Source organism: Flavobacterium sp. MK4S-17, from assembly GCF_009848495.1.
Classification (GTDB): domain Bacteria; phylum Bacteroidota; class Bacteroidia; order Flavobacteriales; family Flavobacteriaceae; genus Flavobacterium.
Genome location: NZ_WWEP01000027.1, coordinates 1 through 13,145 on the forward strand (window position 1 = coordinate 1; position 13,145 = coordinate 13,145).

General features: G+C 42.7%; 17 protein-coding genes. 10 read left to right on the top strand and 7 right to left on the bottom strand.

Translation table 11 applies throughout. The features are described 5' to 3' along the window. The first annotated feature begins 355 nt into the window (after positions 1–355). The 5 genes from GSF09_RS09440 (at position 356) to arsB (ending at position 4,313) form a co-directional block, all read left to right on the top strand. Complete coding sequence (locus GSF09_RS09440) at positions 356–1,666, top strand: site-specific integrase (RefSeq protein WP_159800717.1); 1,311 nt, start codon at positions 356–358, stop codon at positions 1,664–1,666. A gap of 108 nt (positions 1,667–1,774) precedes the next feature. After that, entirely contained in the window at positions 1,775–2,107 is a 333-nt protein-coding gene (locus tag GSF09_RS09445) for a helix-turn-helix transcriptional regulator (RefSeq protein WP_159800719.1), read from the top strand. Positions 2,108–2,124: 17 nt separating this feature from the next. Next, a complete protein-coding gene (locus tag GSF09_RS09450; protein ID WP_159800721.1) occupies positions 2,125–2,601 on the top strand; it encodes a DUF6428 family protein in 477 nt (158 codons plus the stop codon). Positions 2,602–2,625: 24 nt separating this feature from the next. Next, entirely contained in the window at positions 2,626–3,240 is a 615-nt protein-coding gene (locus tag GSF09_RS09455; RefSeq protein ID WP_159800723.1) for a protein-tyrosine-phosphatase, read from the top strand. Positions 3,241–3,242: 2 nt separating this feature from the next. Continuing rightward, positions 3,243–4,313, top strand: coding sequence for an ACR3 family arsenite efflux transporter (arsB, locus tag GSF09_RS09460; protein ID WP_159800725.1), 1,071 nt, complete (start codon positions 3,243–3,245; stop codon positions 4,311–4,313). A 258-nt stretch (positions 4,314–4,571) separates the two neighbouring features. Here arsB and GSF09_RS13790 read toward each other — a convergent pair whose 3' ends face one another. Further along, a complete protein-coding gene (locus GSF09_RS13790) occupies positions 4,572–4,859 on the bottom strand; it encodes a winged helix-turn-helix transcriptional regulator (RefSeq protein ID WP_370515994.1) in 288 nt (95 codons plus the stop codon). A gap of 212 nt (positions 4,860–5,071) precedes the next feature. On the opposite strand from GSF09_RS13790, the gene GSF09_RS09470 reads away from it, so the two are divergent. The 3 genes from GSF09_RS09470 to GSF09_RS09480 all read left to right on the top strand — a co-directional run bounded on the left by GSF09_RS09470 (position 5,072) and on the right by GSF09_RS09480 (position 6,816). Further along, entirely contained in the window at positions 5,072–5,854 is a 783-nt protein-coding gene (locus GSF09_RS09470; RefSeq protein ID WP_159800727.1) for an SDR family oxidoreductase, read from the top strand. A gap of 18 nt (positions 5,855–5,872) precedes the next feature. After that, positions 5,873–6,196 (top strand): nuclear transport factor 2 family protein, encoded by a 324-nt coding sequence (locus GSF09_RS09475; protein ID WP_159800729.1) that lies wholly within the window; start codon positions 5,873–5,875, stop codon positions 6,194–6,196. 71 nt (positions 6,197–6,267) lie between these two features. After that, positions 6,268–6,816: a DNA-3-methyladenine glycosylase I gene (locus tag GSF09_RS09480; RefSeq protein WP_159800731.1), complete on the top strand. Its 549-nt coding sequence runs from the start codon at positions 6,268–6,270 to the stop codon at positions 6,814–6,816. A gap of 43 nt (positions 6,817–6,859) precedes the next feature. Here GSF09_RS09480 and GSF09_RS09485 read toward each other — a convergent pair whose 3' ends face one another. The 4 genes from GSF09_RS09485 to GSF09_RS09500 all read right to left on the bottom strand — a co-directional run bounded on the left by GSF09_RS09485 (position 6,860) and on the right by GSF09_RS09500 (position 10,115). Beyond that, positions 6,860–7,150, bottom strand: a complete 291-nt coding sequence (locus tag GSF09_RS09485) for a helix-turn-helix domain-containing protein (protein WP_159800733.1) — start codon at positions 7,148–7,150, stop codon at positions 6,860–6,862. Between the two features lie 11 nt (positions 7,151–7,161). Then, the gene (locus GSF09_RS09490; protein ID WP_159800735.1) at positions 7,162–8,184 is read right to left on the bottom strand and encodes an LLM class flavin-dependent oxidoreductase; all 1,023 of its coding nucleotides are present in this window, start codon (positions 8,182–8,184) and stop codon (positions 7,162–7,164) included. An 85-nt stretch (positions 8,185–8,269) separates the two neighbouring features. After that, positions 8,270–9,106, bottom strand: a complete 837-nt coding sequence (locus GSF09_RS09495; RefSeq protein ID WP_370515990.1) for a helix-turn-helix domain-containing protein — start codon at positions 9,104–9,106, stop codon at positions 8,270–8,272. A 172-nt stretch (positions 9,107–9,278) separates the two neighbouring features. Further along, positions 9,279–10,115 (bottom strand): SDR family NAD(P)-dependent oxidoreductase, encoded by an 837-nt coding sequence (locus GSF09_RS09500; protein WP_236564873.1) that lies wholly within the window; start codon positions 10,113–10,115, stop codon positions 9,279–9,281. A gap of 263 nt (positions 10,116–10,378) precedes the next feature. Between GSF09_RS09500 and GSF09_RS09505 the strand changes: the two genes are divergently transcribed. Continuing rightward, complete coding sequence (locus tag GSF09_RS09505) at positions 10,379–11,377, top strand: aldo/keto reductase (RefSeq protein WP_159800739.1); 999 nt, start codon at positions 10,379–10,381, stop codon at positions 11,375–11,377. Positions 11,378–11,436: 59 nt separating this feature from the next. Next, the gene (locus GSF09_RS09510) at positions 11,437–12,333 is read left to right on the top strand and encodes an AraC family transcriptional regulator (protein WP_159800741.1); all 897 of its coding nucleotides are present in this window, start codon (positions 11,437–11,439) and stop codon (positions 12,331–12,333) included. 54 nt (positions 12,334–12,387) lie between these two features. Here GSF09_RS09510 and GSF09_RS09515 read toward each other — a convergent pair whose 3' ends face one another. Together GSF09_RS09515 and GSF09_RS09520 are read right to left on the bottom strand one after the other, a co-directional pair. After that, positions 12,388–12,675: a hypothetical protein gene (locus GSF09_RS09515; RefSeq protein ID WP_159800743.1), complete on the bottom strand. Its 288-nt coding sequence runs from the start codon at positions 12,673–12,675 to the stop codon at positions 12,388–12,390. After that, positions 12,672–12,950, bottom strand: coding sequence for a helix-turn-helix domain-containing protein (locus GSF09_RS09520; RefSeq protein ID WP_159800745.1), 279 nt, complete (start codon positions 12,948–12,950; stop codon positions 12,672–12,674). The genes GSF09_RS09515 and GSF09_RS09520 overlap by 4 nt, the downstream gene beginning before the upstream one ends. Between the last annotated feature and the right edge of the window lie 195 nt (positions 12,951–13,145).

The following is a 13,145-nucleotide window of genomic DNA, read 5'->3' on the forward strand; positions in this document are numbered from 1 at the left end:
CAACGAGGGCAGACTGTAAATCTGTTGGGAAACCTTCGCAGGTTCGAATCCTGCTCTCCCCACGAAAAGGGTTAAAATACGGAAAATCAAGCTTTTCCATATTTTACAAAAACCCGCATAAAAACGTGTAAAACCTGCAAAATCAACGATTTGCAGGTTTTTTTATTTTCCTGCACTTCATCAGATTTTATAAAAAGGCACAAAAGTTTTGTGGCAAAATCGTGGCACATTTGACCTTGAAAAAAATGTGCCACAGAATTGCATTTAAATCGCTGTATATCAACAAGTAAAGCAGTTTAACGACTTGATTTTAAGACGCTGTATTTCTACATTTATTAATCTAAAAAGTTGAATTATGTTAGAGAACAGTTTTGGGCTGTCTTTCTTTTTGAAAACGCCCCGTAATGCAAGTAATCTGAGGAATATCTACTTAAGAATTACAGTAGATGGTATTCCTAAGGAAACATCAATTAAAAGGAAATGGGAAGCGAGCCGGTGGGACCAGAAGGCTGAACGGGCAATTGGTAACAAAGAGGATGCCAGAGCCCTGAACTTTTTCCTTGACTCACTGCTGATGAAAGTGAATGAATGTAAGACTGAGCTGCTATATAGCAGGAAGCCGGTCACTTCGGAGAAAATTATGGATTATATCCTTGGTAGGCTTACTCCGCGTGTTAAGGTCCTCGAAGAGTTCGAATCTCATAACCGGGAAATGGCTGCACTGATAGGCAAAGGCTACGCAGAAGGCACCCTGGACCGTTTCTCCATCACAATCAATCACCTTAGGGAATTCCTCCGCATCAAGTTTAATAAGGTAGATATGGAGTTCGCCGATCTTGACCTTGCTTTTATCAAAGACTTCGAATTCTATCTCAGGACGGTGAGGAACTGCAGCAATAATACCACGCTAAAGTATATTGCGAACTTCAAGAAGATCGTGTTGCGCGCAATAGATAAAGAAATAATACTAAAAGACCCTTTTAAAAACTTTAAAGGCCGTAAGACTAAAGTAATCAAGAAGCCGCTTTCCAGCCAGGAACTGTACGCGTTGGAGAACCATTACTTCACGACGGACAGGTTAGCCGTGGTCCGTGATGTTTTCGTATTCCAATGCTATACGGGTTTGGCCTATATTGACGCCTATCAACTAAAGAAGACAGAGATCAAGAAAGGTATTGACGGTAAGTTATGGATAATTTCTGCGAGGCAAAAGACAGGCTCCGAGACCAACGTTCCCCTCCTGCCGCAGGCGCTTAAAATTATTGATAAGTATAAGGATCATCCCCTGTGCGTTCAGCGTGGGACAGTCTTGCCAGTATCATCGAACCAAAAGATGAACGAGTACCTTAAAGAGATAGCCAATCTCTGCGGATTTCCTTTCACTCTTAATACACACATGGCGCGCCGGACTTTTGGCAGTACCGTTACGCTGAACAATAATGTACCAATCCATGTGGTTAAAGAGATGCTGGGACATGCTTCAGTAAAGCAAACAGAAGCCTATGCAATTACAGAACAGGCTTCCATTGGAAGGGAAATGACCCTGCTTGATAAGCGTATTAATAAGAAAGCGAATAAGATGTCGCAGGCAGATATTGCTATACTAGGCAAACTCGAAAAAGAGATACGGCTAATTAAGGAAAAGTATAATATTAAAACATTGTAATTCAGTAACTCCGGCAACAGAAACAACATTAAACTTTTTTTAAAAAAAAATACAAAATTAATTGACTTAAGTAACTTATATTGTAATATTGCAATATAATAATAAAATATGGGAGCAACTAAAACCGATCATTTTACGGATAATCAAAATGAACTGGCTGTCTTAGCCAAAGCTTTGGGACATCCTGCACGCATAGCCATCATAGAATACCTTATGCAGGTTGATACCTGCATTTGCGGTGACATCGTAAATGAAATGCCTTTAGCTCAGCCCACTGTTTCACAGCACTTGAAAGAACTTAAGAATGCAGGGCTTATAAAAGGGAATATCGAAGGCACGGCTATTTGCTATTGCATTAATGAGGCAGGATTTGAAAAAATTAAAGGGTTCTTTCAACATATCACCGAGTATGCAGAAAAGAAAAAAGCAAGCTGCTGCTAATACTAAATAATAATCTTATGAAACTATCAGAAATTAAAACGTACTTAAGTTCGGTAGAGACATTATCCTTTCAGCTTCCTGATGGGTCATATGTCCCGGAAAACTTCCATGTTACAGAAGTGGGATTAATAACTAAAGATTTTATTGACTGCGGAGGCACGATCCGAAAGGAGACTGTTGTCAACTTTCAGCTATGGGAAGATTCAAGTGATGAAGACCACAGGCTGAAACCGGAAAAGCTGTTGAAAATTATTGATTTATCCGAGAAGGTTTTAGGTATAGGCGATTATGAAATTGAAGTTGAATACCAGGACAGGACTATAGGAAAATTTGGCCTTAGCTTTGACAGCAAAGGGTTTTTGCTGCTGAACAAGCAGACCACATGCCTTGCCTCAGACCAGTGCGGCGTTCCAATTGAAAAGAAAAAAGTTGCACTTTCAGAAATTGCTGCCGAAACTGCCAACAGCTGCACCCCCGGCGGAAGCTGCTGCTAACCATAACCAATATCACATAATATCATGCTTTATCCGGAAATAACAAGTATAACGAGAAGCTTCAGTTCTGATAATATTTCAGAACAACGTAAAGAGGTGCTTAAGCCTTTAATTGACTTTATACAGGCCAAAGCCATAAATCAGGAGGAGATTAGGCTTAACCTGATTTGCACGCACAACTCACGCAGGAGCCACCTTGCACAGATCTGGGCACAGGCAGCAGCTGCACACTTCCACATTCCAAGGGTCTATTGTTACTCGGGCGGAACAGAGGCAACGGCCATGTTTCCGGTTGTTGCTGATACCTTGAGGACGTCAGGTTTCAAGATTCAGACACTCTCTACCGGAAGTAACCCTGTATATGCAGTAAAATATTCAGAAAACCAGCACCCCGTAATCGCTTTTTCTAAAACATATTATAATGATTTTAATCCTGAAGGTGGCTTTGCAGCCATAATGACCTGTTCGCAGGCAGATGGCGGATGCCCTTTTATATCGGGTGCTGAAAAGCGGATAGCTATTACTTATGAAGACCCGAAAGAATTTGATAATACACCGCAGCAAGCCGAACAGTACCATGAGCGCAGCCGCCAGATTGCTGAGGAAATGTTTTTTGTGTTTTCCCAAATTAAAAAATAAGTATGTCTGCAAACAATTGCGCCCCTGCCGCCGATAGAAAAAAACTTGGTTTCTTAGATCGTTACCTCACTTTGTGGATTTTCCTTGCAATGGCTATAGGTGTAGCACTTGGCTACCTGCTACCGTCAAGCAGTGACTTTTTCAACTCCTTTTCGAACGGGACTACCAATATCCCCCTCGCCATAGGATTGATCCTGATGATGTACCCGCCCTTAGCAAAGGTCAATTATAGCAAAATGCGTGAGGTCTTTTCAAATACTAAAGTTTTGGGCGCCTCCCTGCTGCTAAATTGGATTATTGGGCCGATCCTTATGTTTGCCCTAGCTCTATTATTCCTCAAAGGTTATCCCGAATACATGATTGGAGTTATCCTCATCGGCTTGGCACGTTGTATCGCAATGGTAGTAGTATGGAATGACCTTGCTGATGGTAACCGTGAATATGCTGCGGGACTTATTGCACTCAATAGTATCTTCCAGGTATTCCTATATAGCGTGTATGCTTATATCTTTATAACAGTACTTCCCCCTTATTTCGGCTATGACGGCTTTGCAGTAGAAATCAGTATTGGACAAATCGCCGAAAGTGTTGGTATTTACCTAGGCATACCCTTTGCCCTCGGTATCGTAAGCCGATATGCTCTAATCAAACTTAAGGGTCTTGAATGGTTCCAGACGAAATACATACCATTTATTTCACCAATTACCCTCATAGCTCTACTGTTTACGATAGTAATAATGTTTAGCCTTAAAGGTGAGCTTATTGTGCAGATACCTATGGATGTTGTCAGGATTGCAATACCCTTGGTAATCTACTTTACGATTATGTTTGTGATAAGCTTTTTCACAGGACGCTTCTTTGGTGCCGACTATTCAAAAAGCACTTCAATAGCTTTTACTGCTACAGGAAATAATTTTGAACTTGCTATTGCGGTCGCCATAGGTGTGTTTGGTATAAATAGCGGGCAAGCATTTGCAGGGGTTATAGGCCCGTTAGTAGAAGTCCCGGCTCTAATCGCTTTAGTTAACCTCGCATTCTGGTTCAGGAAGAAATACTTTTTAGAAAAACATTAAAAGTATGTTTTTAGAGAGGACATAATTGAACACATGAATCTGCATGTTACAGATCCTTAGTTTAATGCACCACGATTTTGTAACAATTTACCTGGATAAATTCTTGATTTATTGACATCATTACGCGAAGCTTAGACTAATATTACTTTCCAACAGACCTATTCGTCCCTTATGAAAAAAATAGTCTTCACTGCCCTTTTATGCATAAAATTTTCTGAAAAGGATGACATAAGAAAATGAGATCAGTTTCTTACATGGTCATAGACTTGACTCTACACGTTTTAAAATGAGCGACCGTAAGCGTTCCTCATGCTCATCTCCCCAATTCCCGATGGCTGAAATTACAGGAATTAATGTTTTTCCAAAATCTGTGAGGCTATATTCCACTTTAGGAGGCACAACGGGGTAAATAATCTTTGACACAAGTTCATGTTCCTCCAATTCTTTCAGCTGGATATTTAAAACCCTGCGTGAAGCATCCGGTATCTTACGCTGCAGTTCGCTTGGGCGCTTGTGTCCCTGGTCAATAAACCAAAGCAGGCGTATCTTCCATTATCCATACAGCACTTCACCTATAAGGTCAAGGCCGCAATTCAGGTTTGGCAATGTTTTTCTTTCATACATGTTACAAAATTAAGCTATATACCAATACACGCAATAGGGGAAAAATTTATCCCTATCTGAATCGTAACTCCTTACTTGTGAGGATGTAACGTACTGCCGAGATTTGTACAAAGAAATTTAAAATATATCACAACATGGATTATCAAAACGAATTATCTGGAAAGATTGCATTAGTAACAGGCGGTACAAAAGGCGCAGGAAGGGCTATGGCCGAAAGGCTGCTGCAAGCCGGCGCAACGGTAATAATCACTGCCAGGAATGCTCCTGAAAAAGACAACGGCAAACTGCATTTTATCGCGGCCGACCTAAGTACTGCGGAAGGATCGCAAAAAGTGGTTAGCGAAGTATTGTCAACATATGGCAGGCTCGACATTCTTGTAAACAATCTCGGCTCATCATCTACACCTGCCGGTGGCTTTAGTGTATTGAGTGACGAAGACTGGATATCTACAATACATGCGAACCTGTTAGCACCTGTAAGACTTGACAAGGGGTTTCTACCACAAATGATTGAGCGTAAAGATGGCGTTATCATTCACATCGCATCCATCCAGGGGAAACTGCCATTATATGAGTCAACGCTGCCATACGCTGCCGCCAAAGCAGGCCTGCGCAACTACAGCAAGAGCTTATCAAATGAAGTTACACCAAAAGGTGTGCGCGTGCTGACAGTCTCGCCGGGATGGATCAACACATCAGCATCAGAAGCGTGGCTAGGCGAGCTTGCCCGAAATGCCAATAGTACAGTGGAAGAGGCGCAGCAAAGCGTAATGGATGCATTGGGAGGAATACCGTATGGTAGGCCTGCGAAATCCGAAGAAGTAGCTGAATTAGTTGGTTTTCTTGTTTCACCGAGAGCCAACTATTTAACCGGAACCGAATTTGTAATTGACGGTGGAACCGTGCGCACTGTTTAATAACCTAAAAAAAATAACATGAACTTACCAAAAGTAATAGCAGATTTGGTGGCAGCGCAAAATAACTTTGACAGCGCCGCCTACGTAAAGTGTTTTTCAGATAATGCCGTGGTTAAAGATGAAGGCAGAACCCACAACGGAAAAGAAGAAATTGAGGCCTGGATTGCCGACTCTAACGAGCGATACCGTGCTACAATCAAACCTGCCGGTTATGAAGAACACGAAACGGAAAGCATCCTGAAAGCGGAAACATCATGGAACTTTCCGGGCAGCCCGATTGTGTTGAACTATCACCTGGTGATAACTGACGGATTGATACAATCATTAAAATTTACAGTGTAAACGGGAAATGGCTATTTTAGCCATTTCCTTGTTTATTACAAATTTGATCAACCCTTAAACACCTACATAAAATGTCGTACTGTACAGCCATCCCGAATATGCCGCCCGAGAGGCAGGCACTACATAAAAACTATCATGATAACCATTACGGTTTTCCCATTCATGATGATAACGAATTATTTGGCCGGTTAATATTAGAAATCAACCAAGCCGGATTAAGCTGGGAAACAATCCTGAAAAAGGAAGCGTCTTTCCGAAATGCGTATGACAATTTCAATATAAAAAAAATAGCCGCCTATACCGAACTAGACCGTGAGCGGCTTTTGGCTGATGCAGGTATCATCCGAAACAGACTAAAGGTTAATGCCGCCATAGAAAATGCAAAAACAATCATTGGCTTGCAAAAGGAATTCGGATCGTTTGAAAAATGGCTGGAGCACCATCACCCCAAAACAAAGGAAGAATGGGTTAAGCTGTTTAAAAAGATATTCCGCTTTACAGGTGGCGAAATTGTAAATGAGTTTTTAATGAGTATTGGCTATTTGCATGGCGCGCATGCGGAAAGTTGTGCGATACATAAAGAAATCGTGAAGCAGAACCCTATGTGGGTAAAGCTCTGATGTAGACACCTGTATAGGTACGCTACAGAACTGGTACGTCAGACTATCGATATCGCAATTTGGTCAGGCTTTCAAGCAGCTCCTTCTTTTTATAAAATATCCTGTTGCCCATTCCATAGGATATTACTTTATTTGATTTCGTCCAATTCCACAAGGTAGTTAGGCTTACCTTTAGTAATTCACTAGCCTCTGCCCTGCTCAAAAGTACATCAGAGTCATCCTTCTGCACCTTTAACTCTGATAAGAAGGAATTAAGTTCTTCCCTGACAGCCTGCCTAATCATTTCCTGCAAGTCTTCCGGTGATATTTCATGAAGAAGGATTGTTTGGCCCATAATGCTAAAGTTTAACGCCACCCCAACGCTGGAGCGATGTAATTCATAATTGCAGATAGTATATGAACATTATAATCAACCCCGAGAGTGTTGGGTATAGTCAACAACAATGTATCCGCCTCCTGAATGGCTTCATCCCGGGAAAGTTCTTCAATAAGCTTATCAGGTTCTGCGGCATAACTCTTCCCGAATATCGCACGCTTATCGCTTTCAATATAGCCAAAGCTGTCACTACCTTTTCCCTGTTGTCCAAAATAGTACCTATCTTGTTCATTGACAATTGCAAAAATCGAGCGGCTTACTGAAACTCGCGGCTCGCGCTGGTGGCCAGCTTTCCTCCAGGCATCTTTGTACATCCTAATCTGCTCAGCCTGCTGTATATGGAACGGCTTGCCGTTTTCATCAAATTTTAGCGTAGAGCTTTGCAGGTACATTGCATTTTCAGCTGCCCATACTGCTGTAGTATTAGATGCAGCTCCCCACCAGATTCTTTCCCTTAATCCTTCAGAATGCGGCTCTAAGCGTAATAATCCCGGCGGATTGGGGAACATTGGGTTTGGGTTCGGCTGGGCGAATCCGCGACCCTCAAGCCTTTCTAAAAACTCCAATGCCTTTTTGCGTCCCATGTCTGCATCGTTTTCCTCGTCCGCAGGTTCATACCCGAAGTACCGCCAACCGTCTATTACCTGTTCCGGCGATCCCCTGCTTATGCCCAGCTGCAAACGGCCTTTTGAAATTAAGTCAGCAGCACCGGCATCCTCTACCATATACAACGGGTTTTCATAACGCATATCAATTACGCCTGTCCCAATTTCTATTTTGCTTGTCTTAGCGCCTATTGCTGCCAGCAAAGGGAAAGGCGATGCCAGCTGCCGCGCAAAATGATGTACGCGGAAATAGGCACCATCTAAACCAATTTCTTCAGCAGCCACAGCCAGGTCGATCGACTGAAGTAACGTGTCGCCTGCTGTACGGGTTTGGTAGGAAGGATGATCAGACCAGTGCCCAAAAGATAAAAACCCTATTTTTTTCATAGCTCATTTCTATTCTCCCAAATTTAGGCATAATTCTTCTTCATTTAAAAGTATTCGCTTCCTGTTATGAGTAATTAAATACAGATTAATTAAACTGCGCGCGAAACTCCAGCGGGCTCTGATTGGTTTTAGTTTTGAACAATTTGCTGAAGCTCTGTGGATGCTCAAAGCCCAGGTCATAAGCAATTTCTGAAACTGATAAATTGGTCGTGGACAATCTTTCTTTGGCTTTCTCAATTACTTTTTCATGGATGTGGTGCTGCGCGTTCTGCCCGGTAAGTGTCCGCAACATATCGCTTAGGTAACCCGCCGAAATGGCTAAGCTTTCGGCTAAGTTCTGCACAGTAGGGATGCCCCGGTAAAGTGGCTGGCCCTCATCAAAATATTTATTCAGAACCTCTTCAAACTGCTGGAGGAGGCTGTTGCTGATGGTCTTCCTGGTAATGAACTGGCGTTTGTAGAACCCCTGTGCATAATTGAGCAGCAGCTCCAGTTGTGCAATAACCACATCCTGGCTTAATTCATCAATGCGGCTGTTCAGCTCTTCCTGTATGTTCCTGAAAAGGTTGAGGATTATATCCTTCTCCTTTTCTGATAAATGCAAAGCCTCATTTACCGCATAAGAAAAGAACTGGTACTTCTTTATCTTGGCGGCTAAAGGATAATTAAGCAAAAAGTCGGGATGCATCAGTATAGCTATCTCCTCACGTGTACAGGGTGCCTGGCGGGGATTACTCTCGTTCGGCGCCACAATCTGGTTAGGGGCAGCAAAAAACAATCCCCCTTCATTATAATCAAAATGGGTTTGCCCGTAACGCAGGAGCCCGCCGATATTGGGTCGGAATACGATCTTGTAAAAAGTCAGCACATGCCCTTCTGCAGGGGCAACGCCCGCCATATGCTCATCAATACCATCGATCACAGTGATAAGAGGGTGTTGTGGCGGCGGAAAGCCAAAGGCTTTTAATCCTTCTGCAAGGGAGGCAAATCTGTGTGGGGGCTGATTGTTCTTTTTCATCCTGTTCTATTATGTCATACAAATTTAATTAAAACAGCAACAGGAATTATTACTCCTGTCGCTGAAAATCATTTGATTAGCCCTGGGCGGCTGCGGCTACATCCTGCCACTCTTCCCAGACCTTAATGCGTTCGTTGTAGGTTTGGCTGATACCCTCCAGGTTATTTCTGCCTAAAAACAAGCGCAGCGGCGGCTCAGGCGCATCTACAACCGCAAGAATAGCTGCTGCTGTAGCATTAGGGTTGCCCCGTTCATATTGGTGTAAGGTTTCCCAAACCGATTCTTTTAATTTGTCATATTCGGGCATATTCCGCGAAAATTTCAGCGACTCCTGGCTCCCGAATTCTGTAGCATAAGCATTTGGCTCTATGATGGTGACTTTGATACCGAAAGGCTTAACCTCTGTAGCCAGGCTTTCATGAATAGCTTCAAAAGCCCATTTTGAAGAGCAATAGTAACCTATAAGCGGAATCACGAAATGGCCGAGGTTGCTCGATGTACCCAGGATATGGCCGTAGCCTTGCTTTCGCATAATAGGCAACACTGCCTGTATAACTGCTACCGGCCCTAAAACATTTGTTTCGTATAATGCACGGATGTCTTCCGCTTTGGCTTCCTCTACAGTAGCAACTAACGAATAACCTGCATTATTAATTACAATATCCAGACTACCGAAATGGCTGTGTGCGGCTTTTACAGCGCTTTCTACCTGTGTAGGCTGTGTTACATCCAAAGGCAGGGTAAGCACATTGTCACCATATTTTTCTTTAAAATCAGCGATACTGTCTACATTTCTGGCTGTTGCTGCCACCTTATCACCACGCTGCAGCGCTGCCTCTGTCCATATTCGCCCGAAACCTCTTGATGAGCCGGTGATGAACCATACTTTTGATTGATTTGCTTTTTCCATCATTTTATTCTTTTAAATTTATGGCACAAAGTTGGCAAATCACCATACCCGGGTTGTAGCCGTATTGTAGGATTTTGTAGGCTAAATGAGGTTTGCCTTTATTTTCATACCAACTCATGTTCCGTTACCTTATTAAAGTAACGGCTTTCTTCTTTCGCCTAAGGAAAAATCTCCTGTCGTGGATTTGCAAACAAGCTTCAGGGCTTTGCATACAAAACGCAGCAAGGCATTACTGAACTTTGTATCAGAAAATTAAAATATTAATTATGAAAACAAGATCTTTAGGAAACCAGGGACTTACTGTGCCTGTTATCGGGCTGGGCTGTATGGGCATGACCGGTTTTGAAGACGGAAACATGTATGGCCCGGCAGATGAGAGGGAAGCGATAGCTACTATACACCGCTCCCTTGAACTGGGCGGTAATTTTTTAGACACTGCCGATTTGTACGGCCCTTTCAAAAATGAGCAGTTGATCGCTAAAGCGATAAATGGTAAAAGGGATAAATTTATAATCGCGACAAAATTCGGCTGGGAAATAGATGATAATAATAAAGTGACATGGGCTATCAACGGCAAAAAAGAGTATGTAAAAAAAGCAGTGGAGCGTTCGCTCAGAAATCTTAATACAGACTACATTGACCTGTACTATATGCACCGACTTGACAAGAACACGCCTATAGAAGAAACCGTTGAAGCCATGAGTGAGCTGGTGAAGGAAGGTAAAGTAGGCTACCTTGGTCTCTCAGAAGTATCATCAGAAACTGTAATAAGAGCTCACGCGGTTCATCCTATTACGGCCGTACAAAGTGAATATTCTTTGTTTGAGCGCACGGTGGAAGAACGTGGCGTATTGGATACTTTACGCGAACTTGGAATAGGTTTTGTTGCCTATTCACCATTAGGGCGCGGTTTCCTGTCCGGGCAGATCCGTACTATAGATGACTTACCGGAAAATGATTTTCGCAGAGCGATTCCCCGTTTCCAGGGAGCTCATTTTTACAAGAATATTGAATTGGTTAAAGCAATTGAGGCCATGGCCGAAGAGAAAAAAATAACCTCATCGCAGTTAGCACTTGCCTGGATTTTAAGCCAGGGCATTTTGCCTATTCCCGGCACCAAGCGAAGGAAATATTTAGAACAAAATATAGCGGCTACAGAAGTGGAATTAAGTCAAGCTGATTTGTCAAAACTGGAAAACATTGTGCCCTTGGGTACTGATACCGGTAACCCCTATGATGAGTTTAGCATGGGTCTGATAGATTAAATTATAAGCGGTTGTACAATAGTGCAGCCGCTGCCACTTTAAATATGTAAATTAGCATTATGAACACCATAAGATCAATTTCAGAATTCCATCGGTTACTCTCCCTGCCCGAGCCACGGCATCCATTGGTAAGCGTAATTAACCTTGCGGAAAGTATCTTCATGGAAGATGACGTTTGGAAAGGTTTTGTAAACACCTTCTACTGTGTCGCCCTTAAAAGAGATGCTACGGGTAAAATACGGTATGGCCAGCAACATTACGATTATGATAAGGGGGTTCTTAGCTTTACTGCGCCCAATCAGGTTCAATACCTGGATCTGGACAATATAGAATGCGGATCAGGTTACCTGCTTATTTTCCATCCTGACTTTTTACTGGCTCATCCCCTCGCAGGTAATATCAGCGGATATAACTTTTTCTCGTATGCCGTGAATGAGGCGCTGCATCTTTCTGCTGAAGAAGAAGATGATCTTATTAAAATATTGAATAAGATTGATAAAGAATGCATGCATATTGATAAGTATACCCAGGAAATTATATTGTCGCAAATAGAATTATTGCTCAATTATTCAAAACGATTTTACGAGCGGCAGTTTATAACCAGGAAAAACCACAATTACCAGTTGCTTGCCAAATTTGAGAGCCTCATTAACGCGTATTTTGATAGTAACCCGACAGCGCAACCGGAACTGCTGACGGTACAACGTATGGCCGAACTTATGAACCTGTCTCCAAACTACCTGAGCGACCTGTTGCGCATGCACACCGGGCAGAATACGCAACAACACATACACCAGAAATTAATTGAAAAGGCGAAGGAGAAGCTATCGCTAACAAATTTATCGGTAAGCGAAATTGCTTATACATTAGGCTTTGAACACGCACAATCGTTCAGTACCCTCTTTAAGAAGAAGACAAATCTGTCACCTCTCGAGTTCCGGCAGGCATTTAACTAAGATGCTGCTTAAGGCTTCTCTGTAGCACAGATTCTTTGTATAAATAACAGCGGGCTACCGCTGCGTTAAAATGTCGATTTCACTCCGCACTCCGGGGTGATAAGAAGGCCGATATACAATATAACCTAAGTGCTGGAGGCTTTTAAAATACTTATGATAGGTTGGCAAGGTAGTAATATGAGCCAGGCTCATGAGCCTGCTGCGGCTAACCTTTACTGCTTCTGCCCTGCCCTGCTTTATAGCTAGAAAGAGGACCGCAGCAAGTAATGACAGGTGCCAGGCAGTAAGCCTCCGGTCTTTTTCAATTACTGCGATAAACTGAGTAAATTCGATAGTGGTCATTTAGCCTGATTTTCGTTGAACAGCTGCACAAGGTCCTCCTTGCTATAGTAGTACGAACCCAAAACCTTTTTAAAACGCACTTTGCCTGTGATCCTCAGGTTTTGGAGTGTCTCGGGCGAGATGTCGAGCATTTTCCTCACCGCCCTGCTTTTAAGCCATTCAGGCTGTACAGCTTCTTTCTCAGTACCTTTACCACCCTCAATCATTTTGCGAATGGTTCCGATCAAAAGGGCGCCGAACTGCTGAAGGTCCTCCTTAGTAACTCCATTTTCCATATTGCTTCATTTAGTGGTTCAATAAAGGGTATTTTTTTTTTCAGCCTGAAAAGTATATGCTGCTGGGCTTGTTCTTTTTCTTTGAAGGGACATACCTCAGGTAGCCGTAGTCACTTAGCTCTCTCATACATCGGCAATAAGTCCTAAGAGCCGAAATCTTCGCTATCTTCATAATGTCATAGCTGAATGCCTGAA